The sequence below is a fragment of the Streptoalloteichus tenebrarius genome, assembly GCF_024171885.1.
Taxonomy (GTDB): domain Bacteria; phylum Actinomycetota; class Actinomycetes; order Mycobacteriales; family Pseudonocardiaceae; genus Streptoalloteichus; species Streptoalloteichus tenebrarius.
The window spans coordinates 291,144-307,829 of sequence record NZ_JAMTCP010000003.1; the positions used below are offsets into that span (position 1 = coordinate 291,144).

Annotated in this window: 18 protein-coding genes; 15 read left to right on the forward strand and 3 right to left on the reverse strand. The window is 73.8% G+C overall.

Features of this window, described 5'->3' with window-relative positions; genetic code table 11:
* Positions 1–72: 72 nt before the first annotated feature.
* From LX15_RS04970 to LX15_RS05000, 7 genes are all read left to right on the forward strand, one after another.
* Entirely contained in the window at positions 73–291 is a 219-nt protein-coding gene (locus LX15_RS04970; protein ID WP_253668275.1) for a hypothetical protein, read from the forward strand.
* A 181-nt stretch (positions 292–472) separates the two neighbouring features.
* Complete coding sequence (dop, locus tag LX15_RS04975; RefSeq protein ID WP_253668276.1) at positions 473–1,972, forward strand: depupylase/deamidase Dop; 1,500 nt, start codon at positions 473–475, stop codon at positions 1,970–1,972.
* A gap of 111 nt (positions 1,973–2,083) precedes the next feature.
* Positions 2,084–2,278: a ubiquitin-like protein Pup gene (locus tag LX15_RS04980; RefSeq protein WP_073480617.1), complete on the forward strand. Its 195-nt coding sequence runs from the start codon at positions 2,084–2,086 to the stop codon at positions 2,276–2,278.
* A gap of 191 nt (positions 2,279–2,469) precedes the next feature.
* Positions 2,470–3,318, forward strand: coding sequence for a proteasome subunit beta (prcB, locus tag LX15_RS04985; protein ID WP_253668277.1), 849 nt, complete (start codon positions 2,470–2,472; stop codon positions 3,316–3,318).
* 56 nt (positions 3,319–3,374) lie between these two features.
* The gene (prcA, locus tag LX15_RS04990; RefSeq protein WP_253668278.1) at positions 3,375–4,253 is read left to right on the forward strand and encodes a proteasome subunit alpha; all 879 of its coding nucleotides are present in this window, start codon (positions 3,375–3,377) and stop codon (positions 4,251–4,253) included.
* 446 nt (positions 4,254–4,699) lie between these two features.
* Positions 4,700–5,563, forward strand: coding sequence for an isocitrate lyase/PEP mutase family protein (locus tag LX15_RS04995; RefSeq protein ID WP_253668279.1), 864 nt, complete (start codon positions 4,700–4,702; stop codon positions 5,561–5,563).
* Between the two features lie 57 nt (positions 5,564–5,620).
* The gene (locus LX15_RS05000; protein WP_253668280.1) at positions 5,621–5,869 is read left to right on the forward strand and encodes a hypothetical protein; all 249 of its coding nucleotides are present in this window, start codon (positions 5,621–5,623) and stop codon (positions 5,867–5,869) included.
* Positions 5,870–5,990: 121 nt separating this feature from the next.
* Here the strand turns inward: LX15_RS05000 and LX15_RS05005 are convergent, their stop codons facing one another.
* A complete protein-coding gene (locus tag LX15_RS05005) occupies positions 5,991–7,484 on the reverse strand; it encodes a bifunctional phosphatase PAP2/diacylglycerol kinase family protein (RefSeq protein ID WP_253668281.1) in 1,494 nt (497 codons plus the stop codon).
* Positions 7,485–7,574: 90 nt separating this feature from the next.
* On the opposite strand from LX15_RS05005, the gene pafA reads away from it, so the two are divergent.
* Positions 7,575–8,933, forward strand: coding sequence for a Pup--protein ligase (gene pafA / locus LX15_RS05010; RefSeq protein WP_253668282.1), 1,359 nt, complete (start codon positions 7,575–7,577; stop codon positions 8,931–8,933).
* A gap of 54 nt (positions 8,934–8,987) precedes the next feature.
* Here the strand turns inward: pafA and LX15_RS05015 are convergent, their stop codons facing one another.
* The gene (locus LX15_RS05015) at positions 8,988–9,851 is read right to left on the reverse strand and encodes a UbiA prenyltransferase family protein (RefSeq protein ID WP_253668283.1); all 864 of its coding nucleotides are present in this window, start codon (positions 9,849–9,851) and stop codon (positions 8,988–8,990) included.
* Entirely contained in the window at positions 9,836–10,360 is a 525-nt protein-coding gene (locus tag LX15_RS05020; RefSeq protein WP_253668284.1) for an isoprenylcysteine carboxyl methyltransferase family protein, read from the reverse strand. The genes LX15_RS05015 and LX15_RS05020 overlap by 16 nt, the downstream gene beginning before the upstream one ends.
* Positions 10,361–10,752: 392 nt before the next feature.
* On the opposite strand from LX15_RS05020, the gene LX15_RS05025 reads away from it, so the two are divergent.
* The 7 genes from LX15_RS05025 to LX15_RS05055 all read left to right on the forward strand — a co-directional run bounded on the left by LX15_RS05025 (position 10,753) and on the right by LX15_RS05055 (position 16,625).
* A complete protein-coding gene (locus LX15_RS05025) occupies positions 10,753–11,754 on the forward strand; it encodes a helix-turn-helix transcriptional regulator (protein WP_253668285.1) in 1,002 nt (333 codons plus the stop codon).
* Positions 11,751–12,725 (forward strand): helix-turn-helix transcriptional regulator, encoded by a 975-nt coding sequence (locus LX15_RS05030; RefSeq protein ID WP_253668286.1) that lies wholly within the window; start codon positions 11,751–11,753, stop codon positions 12,723–12,725. The genes LX15_RS05025 and LX15_RS05030 overlap by 4 nt, the downstream gene beginning before the upstream one ends.
* 368 nt (positions 12,726–13,093) lie before the next feature.
* Positions 13,094–14,017, forward strand: coding sequence for an alpha/beta fold hydrolase (locus tag LX15_RS05035; protein WP_253668287.1), 924 nt, complete (start codon positions 13,094–13,096; stop codon positions 14,015–14,017).
* A gap of 55 nt (positions 14,018–14,072) precedes the next feature.
* A complete protein-coding gene (locus LX15_RS05040) occupies positions 14,073–14,306 on the forward strand; it encodes a bacteriophage holin (RefSeq protein ID WP_253668288.1) in 234 nt (77 codons plus the stop codon).
* A gap of 26 nt (positions 14,307–14,332) precedes the next feature.
* Positions 14,333–14,614: a Sec-independent protein translocase subunit TatA gene (tatA, locus tag LX15_RS05045; protein ID WP_253668289.1), complete on the forward strand. Its 282-nt coding sequence runs from the start codon at positions 14,333–14,335 to the stop codon at positions 14,612–14,614.
* Positions 14,615–14,715: 101 nt separating this feature from the next.
* A complete protein-coding gene (gene tatC / locus LX15_RS05050; protein WP_253668290.1) occupies positions 14,716–15,681 on the forward strand; it encodes a twin-arginine translocase subunit TatC in 966 nt (321 codons plus the stop codon).
* A gap of 62 nt (positions 15,682–15,743) precedes the next feature.
* Positions 15,744–16,625: a diacylglycerol/lipid kinase family protein gene (locus tag LX15_RS05055; protein WP_253668291.1), complete on the forward strand. Its 882-nt coding sequence runs from the start codon at positions 15,744–15,746 to the stop codon at positions 16,623–16,625.
* Positions 16,626–16,686: the final 61 nt, after the last annotated feature.

Consider the following 16,686-nt stretch of genomic DNA (forward strand, 5'->3'; position numbering starts at 1 on the left):
CCGACCGCCGTGCTGAGGAGAGCACGACATGGCAGACCCGGCCGGGGCGTGATGGAGCCGGAAGGCGACCGCGTGAGCAGGACCGACAAGACCCGGCCCTGGTGGGTGCGCATGGTCGACGAGCCCATGGTGACCTGCCTGCCCGTGCCCGACCACCGCTTCGGGGCGTGCACTCCGCCGGACGAGATCACCGCCGACACCGCGTCCCTGAGCCACCGTGGGGACGGGTGCTACTGGGGGTGCCACCCCCTACTACCTGTTCGGCTGCGGCAGCAGCGACGGCTGCCGTGAGTGCACCGGCCACCACTTCCGTCGCCAAAAGCGCCGCCACAGCCGCCACCAGGCACGACGAGCGCCGCGCGCGGGCGGTCGCGTGGTCGCGTGGCCCACGAACCGACGATGTCCGCCCACGCCACCCGGATACCCCATGCGTCGGCGGTGCGGAGGGCCCTCGGCACCGTAGGCTGAGCCCATGCGGCGGATCATGGGGACAGAGGTCGAGTACGGCATCGCCGTGCCGGGCGACGCGACCGCGAACCCGGTGCTGACCTCCACGCAGGTGGTGCTGGCCTACGCCGCGGCCGCCGAGGTGCCCAGGGCCCGGCGGGCGCGGTGGGACTACGAGGTGGAGTCGCCGCTGCGGGACGCCAGGGGGTTCGACCTGGGCGCCCCCGGCGTGCCGCCGACCGACCCCGAGGTGGAGGACCTCGGCGCGGCCAACGTCATCCTCACCAACGGCGCCCGGCTCTACGTGGACCACGCCCACCCCGAGTACTCCACCCCCGAGGTCACCAACGCCAGGGACGTGGTGATCTGGGACAAGGCGGGGGAGCGGGTGATGGAGGAGGCCGCGCTCAAGGCGGCCACGGTCCCCGGCCAGCCCCTGATGCAGCTCTACAAGAACAACGTCGACGGCAAGGGCGCGAGCTACGGCGCGCACGAGAACTACCTGATGTCCAGGAGCACGCCGTTCACCGCGGTCATCTCCGGGCTCACCCCGTTCTTCGTCTCCCGCCAGGTCGTCTGCGGCGCCGGCAGGGTCGGCCTCGGCCCGACCGGCGAGGAGCCCGGCTTCCAGCTCTCCCAGCGCTCCGACTACATCGAGGTCGAGGTCGGCCTGGAGACCACGCTCAAGCGGGGCATCATCAACACCCGCGACGAGCCGCACGCCGACGCCGACAAGTACCGGCGGCTGCACGTGATCATCGGCGACGCCAACCTCGCCGAGTACTCGACCTACCTCAAGGTCGGCACCACGTCGCTGGTCCTCGACATGATCGAGTCCGGCCGGCGGTTCGACGACCTGCGGCTGGCCGACCCGGTGCGCGCGGTGCACGCCATCAGCCACGACCCGACCCTGCGGACCACGGTCGAGCTGGCCGACGGCCGCCGGTTCACCGGGCTGGACATCCAGCGCGCCTACCACGAGCGCGCCGCGGAGCACGTGGAGCGGCACGGCGCGGAACGCGTGGCCGTCGACGTGCTGCGCACGTGGGACGAGGTGCTCGGCGCGCTCGGCCGCGACCCGATGGACTGCGCCGACCGGCTCGACTGGCCGGCGAAGCTGCGCCTGCTGGAGGGCTACCGGGCCAGGGACGGGCTGGGCTGGGCCTCGCCCCGGCTGCACCTGGTCGACCTCCAGTACTCGGACGTGCGGCTGGACAAGGGCCTGTACAACCGGCTCGTGGCCAGGGGCTCCATGCGCCGGCTGGTCAGCGAGGAGGAGGTGCGCGCGGCCATCACCGCGCCGCCGGAGGACACCAGGGCGTACTTCAGGGGCCGCTGCCTGGAGCGGTACCCGGCCTCGGTGGCCGCGGCCTCGTGGGACTCGGTGATCTTCGACCTGGGGAGGGAGTCGCTCGTGCGCATCCCCACCCTGGAGCCGTTGCGGGGCACGAAGGCGCACGTCGGCCACCTGCTGGAGGCGGCGGCCACCGCCGAGGAGCTGGTCGAGTCGCTCACGCGCGGGTAACCCCGATCCAGGGCCGGCGGCGCGGGCGCGGCGAAGCGCCCGGGTGGCCGGCGACGTTTGTCCGAGCGGGTGGGTAATGTTCTTGCCAGGCCCACCGAACCGGGAGGCGAGATGTCGCAGGAAAAGGTGCAGCGGCACGGCGGTGGCGACGGCGACGAGGAGACGACGGGCGCCGCGCCGGCCGGCCAGGAGCGCCGGGAGAAGCTCGGCGAGGACGTCGACGCCATCCTGGACGAGATCGACGACGTCCTGGAGGAGAACGCCGAGGACTTCGTACGCGCCTACGTGCAGAAGGGCGGCGAGTAGCCGACGGGACCCGGCGGGGCCGCCGAACGGGCGACCCCGCCGCCGTCCTGCCGCCCAACCCGCCAGTCAGCCCGCCACGCTCCCCCGTCCGTCACCCGCTGGGTGACGGACCGGGTCCCGGCCGGACCGAGGTCCGGTCGGGACCGATCCCCGACCCCTACCCCCGACGCGAGCAGGAGACGATCCAGCCGATGGAACCCACGTCGGCCCGGTCCCACCCGGGCGCGGCCCTGCCGGCGGCCTACTTCACCCTGGGCACCTCCTCGTTCACCGACTTCCTCAAGGTGGCGGCCCCCGACCTCCTCCCGGGTCGGCGCGCGCTCCCCGAGGGCGCTCGGGTCGAGGTGCCGCACGGGACCACCATCGTCGCCCTGACCTTCGACGGCGGCGTGCTCATCGCCGGCGACCGGCGCGCCACCATGGGCAACATGATCGCCCAGCGCGACATCGAGAAGGTCTTCGTCACCGACGAGTACTCCGCGGTGGGCATCGCGGGCACCGCCGGCATCGCCACCGAGATGGTCCGGCTGTTCGCGGTCGAGCTCCAGCACTACGAGAAGATCGAGGGCGTCCCGCTGTCGCTGGACGGCAAGGCCAACCGCCTGGCCACCATGCTCAGGGGCAACCTTGAGGGCGCGATGATGGGCCTGGCCGTGCTGCCCCTGTTCGTGGGCTACGACCCGGAGGCCGCCGACCCGCGCCGGGCCGGCCGCATCATCTCCTACGACGTCGCCGGCGGCCGGTACGAGGAGGCCGCCGGCTACCACGCCGTCGGCTCCGGCTCGCTGTTCGCCAAGTCCGCGCTGAAGAAGCGGCACGACCCGAACGCCGACGCCGACGCGGCCGTGCGGACCGCGGTCGAGGCGCTCTACGACGCGGCCGACGACGACACGGCCACCGGCGGCCCCGACCTCATGCGCCGCATCTTCCCCGTGGTGGTCACCATCACCGCCGAGGGCGCCGTCCGCCTGCCCGACGAGCAGACCGGGGCGGTCGCCGAGGCCGTCGTGGCCGACCGCCGCGAGAACCCGGGCGGCTGACCCCTCGCCCGACCAGTGCTGACACCCACCGGTTCGCGACCCCAGGAGCACACGCCGTGACGCTGCCGTTCTACGCCTCGCCCGAGCAGTTGATGCGGGACAAGTCGGAGTACGCCCGCAAGGGAATCGCCCGTGGGCGCAGCGTCGTCGTGCTGGCCTATGCGGGCGGCGTGCTGTTCGTCGCGGAGAACCACTCGACGACGCTGCACAAGGTCTCCGAGATCTACGACCGGATCGGCTTCGCCGCCGTGGGCCGGTACAGCGAGTTCGAGAACCTGCGGCAGGCCGGCATCCGGTTCGCCGACATCCGGGGCTACAGCTACGACCGCAGGGACGTCACCGGCCGGCAGATCGCCAACACCTACGCCCAGGCGCTCGGCGTGATCTTCACCGAGCAGCCCAAGCCGTACGAGGTGGAGCTGTGCATCGCCGAGGTGGGGGAGACCGCCGCCGAGGACCAGCTCTACCGGGTGACCTACGACGGGTCGGTCGGGGACGAGCCCGACTTCGTGGTGATGGGCGGGCAGGCGGAGACCATCACCACCGCGCTGCGCCAGGCGTACCAGCCGGACATGGACCTCGCGGCGGCCATCGCCACGGCCGTGAAGGCGCTGCGGGCCGGGAACAGCGGCAACGGCGGCGAGCAGCGGGAGCTGGGCGTCGAGCAGCTCGAGGTGGCGGTGCTCGACCGCGCCCGCCCGCGCCGCGCGTTCCGCCGCATCCGGGGCGCCGCGTTGAAGTCCCTGCTCTCCGGTGGGGACGGGGGCGACGGCGCCGCGGACAAGGAGGGCGCTGACAGCGCTGACAAGGCGGGCGAGGCCGGCGGGAAGGCCGCCAAGGCCGGGGGCGCGGACGAGTCCGGCGAGACGGCGTCGTCGGCGTCTCCGGAGTCGTCGGACAAGCCGGCCGAGGACGGCGGCAGCACCGGGAGCTGAGTCAGCCCCTCCCTTCCGTTCGAACAACGAGGTCGCCGCGCGCCCGGTCTTCCCGGGCGCGCGGCGACGTCGTTTCCCGGCCTTGTCGGCGGCCACGGTGGCGGGTCGGGGCGGCCGCCGACACCTCTCTCGCGCTTCACCACCCGGTGGTGACACAAGCCCTACCCGTTCGTGGGAGAAGCCCCGTTTTCGTCACCGAACGTGTTCGAATGTCACCCCTTGTTGTCCACCGTCGGGCCTTGGCAAGATCCGCGGGGGACCCATACCGTGGTGTCCGGTATGGCGGGTATGTCCGTTTCTCTCGCCGAGGGAGCGGGAGCGACGGCCGGGGACCGCAGGGCGCCATCATCGCCCGCGGCCCCGGAACCGGCACACGGCACCGCACCGGCAGCGGGGACGCGACCTACCCGGCGTACGCACCGGAACCCAGTCCGTCAGGAGGAGTTGTGCGTCCCGGAAACGAGCTCCGCGCCCACGTCCACTCGCCCCGGATCACCCCGCTCATCGGGGTCTTCGACATGTTCTCCGCCTCGGTCGCGGCCCAACACTACGACGGGCTCTTCGTGTCCGGCTTCGGGTTCGCCGCGTCCCACTACGGCCTGCCCGACATCGGCTTCATCGCCTGGCCGGACATCGTGCACTTCGTCCAGCGGCTGCGGGCGGCCTTCCCCACCCACCACCTGCTGGTCGACATCGACGACGGCTACGGCGACCCCGAGATCGCCGCCCACGTCGTCACCCAGCTCGAACACGTGGGCGCCTCCGGCGTCATCCTGGAGGACCAGCAACGGCCGCGGCGGTGCGGCCACGTGGACGGCAAGCAGGTCCTGCCCCTGGAGGAGTACCTGGCCAAGCTCGACCGGGTGTTGCGCACCCGCACCGACCTCGTCGTGGTGGCCCGCACCGACGCGACCGAGGAGCCGGAGATCCTGCGCAGGGCCGCCGCGCTGGCCGAGACCGACGCCGACGTCGTCCTCGTCGACGGCGTGCGCAGCGTGGACTGGATCCGGAAGGTGCGGGCGGTGATCGGCGACAAGCCCCTGCTGTTCAACCAGATCGCCGGCGGGCGCTCGCCCCGGCTGTCGCTGCCCGAGCTGGAGCGGCTGGGGGTCGACGTCGCCATCTACAGCACGCCCTGCCTGTTCGCCGCGCAGAGCGCGATGGACGCCGCCCTGGCGGACCTGAAGGCCAGCGACGGCCGGCTGCCCGAGGTGACCAACGGCGTGGTGGGCGTCGCGGCCTCGCTGGAGCTGCTCCACCGCAACCTGCGTCCGCGTCAGCCGGTCCACGCCGAGGCCGTGCTGGCCTGAGTCCGGCGACGGAAGACACCCGAGAAAACCGAGAAACCGAAGGAGAAGAAGGCGACGATGCGTCGCACCATCAGGGCCGCCCTCGCCGCGGGAGCCGCGCTCGCCCTGCCCGCCGTCGCGCTCGGCGCGGAGACGGGTTCGGACGAGCCGCGAGCCCTGGCCGCCCCCGGCCTGGTCACCGTCAACAACTCGGTCAACAACACCATCACCAACGTCGACAACGACAGCCTTGTGGAGATCGACCGGATGCTGAACCTGGACCAGGGTTCCGGCAACGCGGGTGGTGATCTCGAACGACCCCGGTGACGGTCGGCGCGGCCGGCGGCGCGCGCGGGTGGCTCGGAGACCGCCTCGCGGGGGCACATCCCGGCCGGCGTCGTCGAAAAGTCCAGGGACGCCCGAGGAGCAGCGGACGTCCCGGGGTGGCTCAGGGCGCCGTGTCGGGCCGGTAGACCCGCAGGACCCGGTCCCTGGCGACGAACCGGAACCGGTTGCCCTCCGCGTGGACCTCGCCGTCGCAGGCCAGCGCCACCGGCGGGCCGAGCACCTCGATCTCCACGCTCGTCAGCTCCCGCTGGACGTAGGTGCGGGAGCGGGACAACGCGCCGGTCAGCGCCGCGAGCGCGAACCGGAGGCGGGAGAGGCGGGTGTCGGCCCGCACGTAGCGGAGGTCGATCCGCCCGCCGTCGAGCCGGGGGCGCCAGGTCGGGGCGAAGCCCTTGGGCTGGTAACCGCCGTTGCCCACGAACACCAGCCAGACCCGGGTCGGCTTGCCGTCGATCCGGACGGACAACGGCTTCGCCTCGGCCAGGACCCGCACCAGCGCCCACGCGCCGGCCGGCCACTTGCCCCACCGGTCAGCCCAGCGCTCCCGCAGGCGCACCAGGGTCGGGTACCCGCCCAGGCTCGCGGTGTTGACGAACCAGCGGGGAGGGGCGTCGTCGACCACGGCGGCGCCGAGGTCCACCCGCACGGCGGACCCCTCGGCGACGGCCTCGGCGGCCGCCGCGACGTCCGGCACGCCGAGGTCGCGCGCGAAGTGGTTGAGCGTGCCGGCGGGGACCACGACCAGCGGCAGTTCGCGCTGGGCGGCGACGGCGGCCGCCGCGGCGACCGTCCCGTCCCCACCGGCCACGGCCAGGGCGCGCACCGACCGCCAGTCGCCGCGCAGCGCCTCGTCGAGGGCGGCCGGCAGGTCCGCCTCGCCGGAGCCGTCCAGCCGGACCAGCTTCGCGGCCGGCCACACCCGCTCCAGCTCGGCGCTCGGGTCGTGGTCGGCGTCGCCGGCGGCGGGGTTGACCAGCACGACCAGGCCGTCCCCGTCGGCCAGCGCCGCCACCCGCTCCGCGGAGCGGGCGCGGCTGGGCGCGGTCGGCCGCACGGGCCACCAGCGCCGGGTGGCCAGCGCGACCGCCGAACCGAGCACCGCGCCCCCGAGCACGTCGCTGGGCCAGTGGACCCCGGTGTGCACGCGGGAGTAGGCGACGGCCGCGGCCAGCGGCGCGACGACCGCGCCCGCAGCGGGGCTCTCCATGGCCACCGCCGTGGCGAAGGCGGCCGCGGAGGCCGCGTGGCCGGACGGGAAGGACGAGGACCGGGGCCGGTCGACCAGCCGGCGGTGCTCCGGCACCAGGTCGTCCAGGGGCCGGCGGCGCGGCAGCAGCGGCTTGGCGACGGCGTTGGTGGCGAGGCTGGCGCCGGCCAGCGCCGCGACCCCGCGCAGCGCGGCCCGCCGTGTCACCCCTTCGCGTGATGCGAGCACGGCGGCGACGCCGAACCACAGCAGACCGTGGTTGGCCGCCACGGTGACGGCGCCCAACGCGGGGTCGGCCGGGGTCCTCGGCAGCGACGCGCTGCGTCGGACCAGCTCGGCATCGACCTCGCCCACCCGCCGGACCACGCGGCGCACCCACTCCAGCACGCCGCGACGCTAACCGGCCGCGCCCCTCACCAGCGAACCCACCCCGTTCGGCGGCGGGTGGCGGCGGGCCGATGCGCCTAGTGTGGACACATGCAGCGGCGGATCTTCGGCATCGAGACCGAGTTCGGGGTGACCTGCACCTTCCACGGGCAGCGTCGGCTCTCCCCCGACGAGGTCGCGCGGTACCTGTTCCGACGCGTGGTCTCCTGGGGCCGCTCGTCCAACGTCTTCCTGCGCAACGGCTCACGCCTGTACCTCGACGTGGGCTCGCACCCCGAGTACGCGACCGCCGAGTGCGACGACCTGACGCAGCTCGTCACGCACGACAAGGCCGGCGAGCGGATCCTGGAGGACCTGCTGGTCGACGCCGAGCGGCGGCTGGCCGACGAGGGGATCGGCGGGGACATCTTCCTGTTCAAGAACAACACCGACTCGGCGGGCAACTCCTACGGCTGCCACGAGAACTACCTGGTGGCGCGGGCGGGGGAGTTCTCCCGGATCGCCGACGTGTTGCTGCCGTTCCTGGTGACCCGCCAGCTCATCTGCGGGGCCGGCAAGGTGCTCCAGACCCCGCGCGGCGCGGTGTACTGCCTGTCGCAGCGGGCCGAGCACATCTGGGAGGGCGTCTCCAGCGCCACCACCCGGTCCCGCCCGATCATCAACACCAGGGACGAGCCGCACGCCGACGCGGAGCGGTACCGGCGGCTGCACGTGATCGTGGGCGACTCGAACATGTCCGAGGTGACCACGCTGCTCAAGGTCGGCACGGCCAACCTGGTGCTGGAGATGGTCGAGCAGGGCGTGCAGTTCAGGGACTTCACCCTGGACAACCCGATCAGGGCGATCCGGGAGATCAGCCACGACCTGACCGGCCGGCGGCTGGTGCGGCTGGCGGGGGGCAGGGAGGCCTCGGCGCTGGACGTCCAGCGCGAGTACTACGGCAGGGCCGTCGACCACGTGGCGCAGCGCGGGCCGGACCCGGTCGCCCAGCGGGTGATCGAGCTGTGGGGCCGCACGCTGGACGCGATCGAGGCCCAGGACCTGGCCAAGATCGACCGGGAGATCGACTGGGCGATCAAGCACCGGCTGGTGGAGCGGTACCGGGCCAAGCACGACCTGGACCTGTCCAGCCCGAGGGTGGCCCAGCTCGACCTGGCCTACCACGACATCCGCAGGGGCAGGGGCCTGTACGACCTGCTGCTGCGCAAGGGCCTGGTGGAGCGGGTCACCGACGACGGGGAGATCGAGGCGGCCAAGGACACCCCGCCCCAGACGACCAGGGCCAAGCTGCGGGGCGACTTCATCGCCGCCGCGCAGGCCGCCGGCCGGGACTTCACGGTGGACTGGGTGCACCTCAAGCTCAACGACCAGGCGCAGCGCACCGTGCTGTGCAAGGACCCGTTCCGGTCGGTCGACGAGCGGGTGGAGCGCCTGATCGCCTCGCTGTGACGCGCTCGCCCGGGTGACGCCCCCCGCATGACGCCCCCGCGTGGCGCCGGCTCCTCAGTGGAGCGGGCCGGCGCCGCGCGTCGCGGTCCCGATCGCGGTCACGCCGACGCTGTGGGCCACGCCGACCAGCAGCAGCGCCACGTCGAGCAGGACGACGATCCGCACCGCGCCGGCCAGGACCCGGCGCTCCGGGCTGACCAGTCCCCACACGAGCACCGCCGTGGTCACGGCGACGATCCCGAGGGCGGGCGGCGTGGGGACGCCCGGCCCGAGCGCGAGCGCCGCCGAGGCAACCACCAGCAGCACGGCCGCGCCGGCCCTGGTCGCGGTGGCGCCCAACCGGTGGGGGAGCCCGCGCACGCCCGTCGGAACGCTCCCGCGCAGGTCGTGCAGCACCGTGGCGAAGTGGACGCCGGAGCCGAGCGCCGCGCCAGCCACGATGAGCCACACTGGGGGCGGCCGCACACCGGGCGTTCCCGCGAGCACGACCACCGGGAGCAGGCCGAACGCGACCACGTAGGGGAGCACGGACACCGCCGTGGCCTTCAGGCCGAGGGCGTACCCCCACCCGGCGGTCAGGACCAGGATCTGGAGGACGCCGGCCACCGGGCCGGACAACGCCGACAACGGCACGCAGACCAGCGCGGCCATCACCGCGCACGCGCCCACCAGTTCCCGGGTGGCCGCGTCGGGCGCGGACGACTCGTCCGCGGGCCCGGACGTGCGGTCCCAGCCCGCGTCCAGGTAGTCGCTGAGCCACCCGATCGACAGGAAGGTGGCGAGCTGGGTGAGGCCGACGGCGACCAGCCCACCCGGTCCCCGGCCCACGGCCGCGCCGAGCGCGACGGTCGCCACCGTGACCGCCAGGGTCGATCCGGGGTGGGCGGCGCGCAGCAGCGCCGCTAGGCCGTGGCCCATGCGTGCGCCTCCTGCTCGGTGCGGATCCGCACGGCCAGGGTCAGCAGGTACAGGGCGCTGAACAGCGACGCGGTCAACCACGCCGAGTGGGTCATCGGCAGCGCCACGCCCTCCACCAGCACGGCCAGATAGTGGGGGTGGCGGAACCACCGGTACGGGCCGCTGGTGACCAGGGGGACGCCGGGCAGGACCACGATCCGGGCCGTCCACCGGGGGCCGAGCGCGGTGATGCACCACCGGCGCAGCGCCTGCGCGGCGACGGTCAGCGCCGCCATGGGCCAGGCCAGCGCGGGCAGGAACGGGCGCTGCGCGGCCCACGGCTCGACCAGGCAGCCGACCAGGAGGCCGCCGTGGAGCAGGAGCACGGCGGGGTAGTGCCGCACGCCGAACTCGACCCCGCCCCGGGAGCGGGCCCAGTCGAGCTGCCGGCGGCTGCGTTTGAGCTCGTCCCACCGTTCGGCGGTCACGAGCAGGACCAGTCCCAGGTACACGAGGGTCGACGCCGGCATGGCCACACCTACCTGACGAGCGTGGGGGGATCGGGGTGGTGCGTCGCGTCGGCCGGCACCGGGCGCTTCGGCGCCGCCCCGTCGCCGGCTGGCGCGCCGCGGGGGCGCGCGACGGGCACGGCGCTGCGGGACATCTCGCTCCGACGGGTGGGTGCGGGCAGACGGCAGTGGAGCCATCGGCACGCCGCCCGCGCCGCTCCATCACCCACACTGATGATCACTCGGTGGTTGCCGGTGTGGCAATCGTGGCTTCAGTGCCCAGTGAAGGGGACCGTGTTCCCGGGAGCGTGAGACCCGGCTCACCTGAGGGAACGCGATCACACCGCGGCCGGGCCGCGGCGAGGGGGAGGACGCGTGGACGTCCCCCCATCCGGTGGGGCTAGGGTTCCCGCGTGTCCACCGCCCGTGCCGAACGTCTGGTCAACCTGGTGCTGTGTCTGCTGTCCACACGGCAGTACCTGACCGCCGAGCGGATCCGCGGCATCGTCCCCGGCTACGCGGACGCGCCCAGCGACGAGGCGTTCTTCCGGATGTTCGAACGGGACAAGGCGGAGCTGCGCGACCTCGGCATCCCGCTGGAGGTCGGCAGGAACTCCGTGTTCGACCCCGCCGACGGCTACCGCATCGCCCGCAGGGACTACGAGCTGGGCGACGTCGACCTGGAGCCGGACGAGGCCGCCGCCGTGGCCCTCGCCGTGCGGCTGTGGGACTCCCCCGAGCTGACCGGCGCGGCGCACGGCGCGTTGCTGAAGCTGCGCGCCGCCGGTGTGGACGTCGACGAGACCGCCCCCGCCGCCGTCGAGCCGAAGGTCAGGGCCACCGAGCCGGCCTTCGCGCCGCTGCTGGCCGCCGTGCGGGACGGCAGGGCGGTGACCTTCGACTACCGCCGCAAGATGGGGCCTGACGTGCTGCGCCGCGAGGTCGAGCCGTGGGGCGTGGTCTCCTGGCGGGGCCGCTGGTACCTGGTGGGCCACGACCGGGGGCGGGACGCCACGCGGTGCTTCCGGCTGTCCCGGATCGTCGGCGAGGTGCGCTGCGTCGGCCCCGAGGGGGCCGTGCGCCGCCCGGCCGACGTGGACCTGCTGCGGTTCGTCGCCGGCTCCTCCGACGAGCCCGCGCCGCCCACCACCGTGCGGCTGTGGGTCGCCGAGGGCAGGGCGCACGGGCTGCGCCGTCGCGGCCGGCCGCTCAGGCGGGTCGAGCTGGACGGCGAGCCCGGCGACGTGATGGAGGTCGACCTGCACTTCTCGGAGTCGGCCGACAAGTGGATCGCCGGGTACGGGCCGGACGTGGTCGTGCTGGAGCCGGACACGCTGCGCAGGGCGGTCACGGAGCTGCTGGAGGGCGCCGCCGGCCGGCGGGAGGCGGGCGTGCGGGAGGAGAGCCGGTCGTGAGTGGTTCGACGGAGCGGTTGCCACGGCTGCTGGCCCTGGTCCCCTACCTGCTGGCCCGGCCGGGAATCCCGATCGAGGAGGCCGCCGCCGACTTCGGCGTGACCCCGAAGCAGCTTCGGCGCGACCTGGAGCTGCTGTGGATGTGCGGCCTGCCCGGCTACGGGCCCGGCGACCTCATCGACCTGTCGTTCGAGGGCGACACGGTCACGGTCACCTACGACGCCGGGATGCGCCGCCCCCTGCGGCTCACCGCGGCCGAGGCGACCGCCCTGCTGGTCGCGTTGCGGGCGTTGGCCGACACCCCCGGCGTGGTCGACACGGCGGCGGTGCAGCGCGCGTTGGCCAAGGTCGAGGCGGCCGTGGGCCAGGCCCAGCCGGCCGGGGTCGTGGTCGGGGGGCTGGCGGTGCGGGAGCGGTCGGTCTCGCCGGAGACCCGCGCGACCGTCACCGCCGCGGCCCAGACCAAGAAGGCGCTGTGGCTGCGCTACTACACGGCCTCGCGCGACGAGATCACCGAGCGCATCGTGGACCCGATGCGGGTGCTGCTGGTGGAGGGCCGCAGCTACCTGGAGGCGTGGTGCCGCTCCGTGGAGCGGGTGCGGCTGTTCCGGCTGGACCGCGTCGACGCCGTGCGGGTGCTGGACGAGCCGGCGAGCCCGCCGCCGCACGCCCGGCCGAAGGACGTCTCCGCCGGCCTGTTCGGCCCGGAGCCCGGACAGGGCGTCGCGGTGCTGGAGCTGTCGGCGGACGCGCGGTGGGTCGCCGAGTACTACCAGGTGGACGACCTGGTGGAGCTGGGCGAGGGCCGGGCGAGGGTGTGGATGCGGTACTCCGACCCGTCGTGGATGGTGCGGTTGCTGCTGGGCCTCGGCGACCACGCCCGCGTGGTCGAGCCGGAGTCCCTGGCCCGTCAGGTCGCGGAGCGCGCGGAGGCCGCGCTCGCGCGTCTGTCCCGCCACCCCTCCCTCTAGACCTGGGTCGTCCTCCGGTCACGCCACGAGACGCCCAGCCGCGCTCCGGCCGTGCTCCGTGATTCCGTCGGGGTTCTGTGGCGTCCTTCCGAGCCCTGTTGGCCCGCTGTCCGGCTTCTGTCGTCGATCGAGTCGGGTTGACCACGTGCGCCCTGACGGGAGCCACGGCACTGTCAACATCTGCCTGGACGGGCAACATCTGCCTGGACGGGCAACATCTGGCCGGAGGGCAACAACTGGCTGGACGGGCAACATCTGGCCGGAGGTCAACATTCGGCTGGATGGGCGGTCTTCGGCCGGGCGGGCGACATTCGTCGGACGGGGGACCGGCGCGTGTCGCCCCGGCCGGCGTGACGGAGTGAGGGGACATGGCGGCGGAGAAGGTGGAGGGCGTTCGCGCCGACGCCGGGCGACGGCCCACGTTCGTGTTCGTCCACGGTTCCGGCAGCAACGCGTTCCTGTGGACGTCGGTGATCCGTGAGCTGGCGCTGCTGGGGCACCGCGCGCTCGCCGTCGACCTGCCCGGCCACGGGTTCGACGCCGCGTTCCCGCTGGCCTACCAGGCGCCGCAGGACCTCGACGCGCTGGTCTCGGAGCCCTCGGCGATGGCGGCGGTCCGGTTGGAGGACAACGTCGAGCACGTCGTGGGGCTGCTGCGCCGGGTGGCCGAGCACGGCCCGGTGGTGCTGGTCGGGCACAGCCTCGGCGGGGCCACGATCACCCGGGTGGCCAGTGAGGCCCCCGAGCTGGTCGACCGCCTGGTGTACGTCGCGGGGTGGTGCTGTGTGCGGCTGCGCAGCGTGGCCGACTACCTCCAGACGCCGGAGTTCCAGCGCAGCCTGCTGCTCAGGGTCAGGGGCCTGCCCGGGGTGGACCGGCGGGGCGCGGGGCGGACCAACTGGCGGTCGGCGGACCCGGCCTTCCTCGCCGACGCGCACGCCGCGATGATGGGCGACGCCAGCGAGGAGGAGTTCCGCGCGGTGCTCAACACCCTGCAACCCGACGAGTCGCTGCGCGTGTTCCTCGCCGACTCCCGGCCGGAGCCCGCCACCTGGGGCGCGGTGCCCCGGACCTACGTGCGGCTCACCCTGGACCGGACGATGACCCCGGAGTTGCAGGACCTGCTAATCAGGGAGGCCGACGCGCTGACCCCGGACAACCCGTTCGAGGTGCGGGACCTGGCCACGAGCCACCTCGGTTTCGTCCGACAGCCCTCGGCCATGGCGAAGATCCTCGACTCCCTGGACTGGGGGCCGGCGGACCTCGACCGGGAGCCGGGGGACCGCGCGTGAGGGGCGGGACCGGAGGCGTCACCTGCCGTCCACCTTCGTTCGTTACGGTGTGGGCGTGCCCTACCTGGTGAGCCTGCTGCTGGTCGTGCTGGGACTGGTCGTCCTGGCCGCGCTCGTCGTCCCGGTGCTGCGGTCGCTGCGGCGGTTCGCCGTGGCGAGCAGGGCGTTGCGGGCCACGACAGGGGACGGGGTCGGGCTGCTCCGGGCACGGGCGGCAGCCCTCAGGGTGGCCGTGGCCGAGCGGCGCGCCGGGGATCTCGACGAGCCATCCACCCCGCGTACCATCTGACCGGGGGAGACAGGAGGACCACGATCATGCCAAGCCTCGGTGGCTGGGAGCTGCTCATTCTGGTCGGTGTGCTGGTGCTGTTGTTCGGCGCGAAGAAGCTGCCGGACACCGCGCGCGCCGTCGGCCGCTCGATGCGCATCTTCAAGGCGGAGACCAAGGGGATGCGGCAGGACGACGAGCAGGCGCGGACCGAGACGGCCCCGCCCGCGCAGCCGGCGCCGCCGCAGCAGCTACCGCCGGCCCAGCCGGCCCCGCAGGCGTCCTCCTCCGCCGAGCGCGCGCAGCCGCGTAACGACGTCAACCACTGAGAGGGGCGGTCCGCACCGTGGGGAGCAACCCGCTCCGCCGCGACGGGTCGTCGCGCCGAGGGAGGCGCCGTTGGGGTCGTCGTCACAACCCCGACGGCACCATGACGCTCATCGAGCACCTCTACGAACTGCGCTACCGGCTCACGGTGTCGTTCGCGGCCCTGGCGGTGGCGACGCTGATCGGGTTCTGGTGGTTCGAGAGCGCGCCGATCGACACCTCGTTCCTCCGGATCCCGAGCCTGGGCGAGTTGCTCAAGGACCCGTACTGCTCGGTGCCGAAGCCGCCGAGGGTCGACGTCGGCGGTGACAGCGGCGGCTGTCAGCTCCTCGGCACCGCGCCGCTGGACGCGTTCATGCTGCGGCTGAAGGTCGCGATGAGCGCGGGCGCGGTCCTGTCGAGCCCGTTCTGGCTCTACCAGCTCTGGTCCTTCATCACCCCCGGGCTCTACGCGAAGGAGCGCAAGTTCGCGCTGACCTTCGTCGGGTTCGCGACCGCGCTGTTCGCCACCGGCGCGGTGCTGGCGTACTACGTGGTGGCCGAGGGCCTGAAGTTCCTGCTCGGCTTCGGCGGGGACACGGTGGGCATCATGCTCACCGGCGAGAAGTACTTCGGCTTCATGCTCGGCATGTTGCTGGTGTTCGGTGTGAGCTTCGAGCTGCCGTTGCTGGTGGTCATGCTCAACCGGCTCGGCGTGCTGACCTACGACAAGCTCAAGCGGTGGCGGCGCGGGCTGATCTTCGGTCTGTTCGTGTTCGCGGCCGTGGCCACGCCGGGCCAGGACCCGTTCTCGATGTTGGCGCTGGCGTTGGCGCTGACCGCGTTGTTCGAGTTGTCGGTGCAGGTCGCGCGGCTGCACGACCGGCGGAAGGCCCGGCAGCGTCTGGCGGAGGGCTGGGACGGGCTGTCCGACGACGAGGCCTCGCCGCTGCACCACGAGCCGGAGCCGGTCGACCCGCCGGAGCCGGTCGTCGGGTCGGAGCCGTCGCGGCCGGCGACCGGGTCGCCGCCGCCGGAGGTCGGTGACGGCCGGCGGAGCGCCTACACCGCCTACGACGACGTCACCTGAGGTTGGCGTGGGGATGGTGCGCCCTGGCGCGGCTACCCGCCGGTAGGACAAGATGCCGCTCCGTGCGCACCGTCCTCCTCGTCAACCCCGTCGCGGCCAACGGCGCCGCCGCCCGCGTCGCCGGCAGCGTCGCCCACCGCCTGCGCGAGGCCGCCACCGACCTCGCGGTGAAGGTCGCCGGGACCGCCGACGCCACCACCGGCCTCGCCCTGCGGGCCGTCGCCGACGGGGCGGACGTGGTCGCCGTCCTCGGCGGGGACGGCTCGGCCCACGCGGCGTTGCAGGCCTGCGCCGGCACCGGCACGGCGCTGGCCGTGATCCCGGCGGGCACCGGCAACGACCTCGCCGCCGCCCTCGACCTGCCGTCCGACCCGCTGGCCGCCGCCGAGGTCGTCGCCTCCGCGTTGCGGGAGCGGCGGCGCCGGCGGATGGACCTCGGCCGGATCTCCGGCGGCGGGTGGTTCGCCACCGTGCTGTGCGCGGGGTTCGACGCGGCGGTCAACGAGCGGGCGAACGCGATGCGGTGGCCGAGGGGGCCGCGCCGCTACGACCTGGCGATCCTGCTGGAGCTGGCCCGGCTCGGCCCGCGCCCGCTGGTGGTGGACAGCGCCGAGGGCCGGCTGGAGCTGGAGGCCACGCTCGTCGCCGTGGGCAACACCGACCGGTACGGCGGCGGCATCCCGATCTGTCCCGACGCCGATCCCACGGACGGGTGGTTTGACCTAACCGTGGTGGGACGGGCCAGCCGGGCGGCGCTGGTGCGGATCCTGCCGAGGCTGCGGGACGGCCACCACGTCGACCATCCGGCCGTGACGACCCTGCGTGCCCGCTCGGTGCACCTCGGTGGGCAGAACGGGTGGGTCGCCTACGCCGACGGCGAGCGGCAGGCCCGGCTTCCGTTGACGGTCCGTTGTGAACCGGGGGCGTTGTCCGTCGTCGTGTGAGTGACGACCGGCGCGGACGTATTTCGCGCGCCACGGGCCCCGGATGTGGAAACCTGAACGG

Coding starts and splice junctions, on each gene's coding strand:
- dop (WP_253668276.1), top strand. CDS start 473: ATGCGGCGGATCATGGGGACAGAGGTCGAGTACGGCATCGCCGTGCCG.
- LX15_RS04980 (WP_073480617.1), top strand. CDS start 2,084: ATGTCGCAGGAAAAGGTGCAGCGGCACGGCGGTGGCGACGGCGACGAG.
- prcB (WP_253668277.1), top strand. CDS start 2,470: ATGGAACCCACGTCGGCCCGGTCCCACCCGGGCGCGGCCCTGCCGGCG.
- LX15_RS05000 (WP_253668280.1), top strand. CDS start 5,621: ATGCGTCGCACCATCAGGGCCGCCCTCGCCGCGGGAGCCGCGCTCGCC.
- pafA (WP_253668282.1), top strand. CDS start 7,575: ATGCAGCGGCGGATCTTCGGCATCGAGACCGAGTTCGGGGTGACCTGC.
- LX15_RS05015 (WP_253668283.1), bottom strand. CDS start 9,851: ATGGGCCACGGCCTAGCGGCGCTGCTGCGCGCCGCCCACCCCGGATCG.
- LX15_RS05020 (WP_253668284.1), bottom strand. CDS start 10,360: ATGCCGGCGTCGACCCTCGTGTACCTGGGACTGGTCCTGCTCGTGACC.
- LX15_RS05035 (WP_253668287.1), top strand. CDS start 13,094: ATGGCGGCGGAGAAGGTGGAGGGCGTTCGCGCCGACGCCGGGCGACGG.
- tatA (WP_253668289.1), top strand. CDS start 14,333: ATGCCAAGCCTCGGTGGCTGGGAGCTGCTCATTCTGGTCGGTGTGCTG.
- tatC (WP_253668290.1), top strand. CDS start 14,716: ATGACGCTCATCGAGCACCTCTACGAACTGCGCTACCGGCTCACGGTG.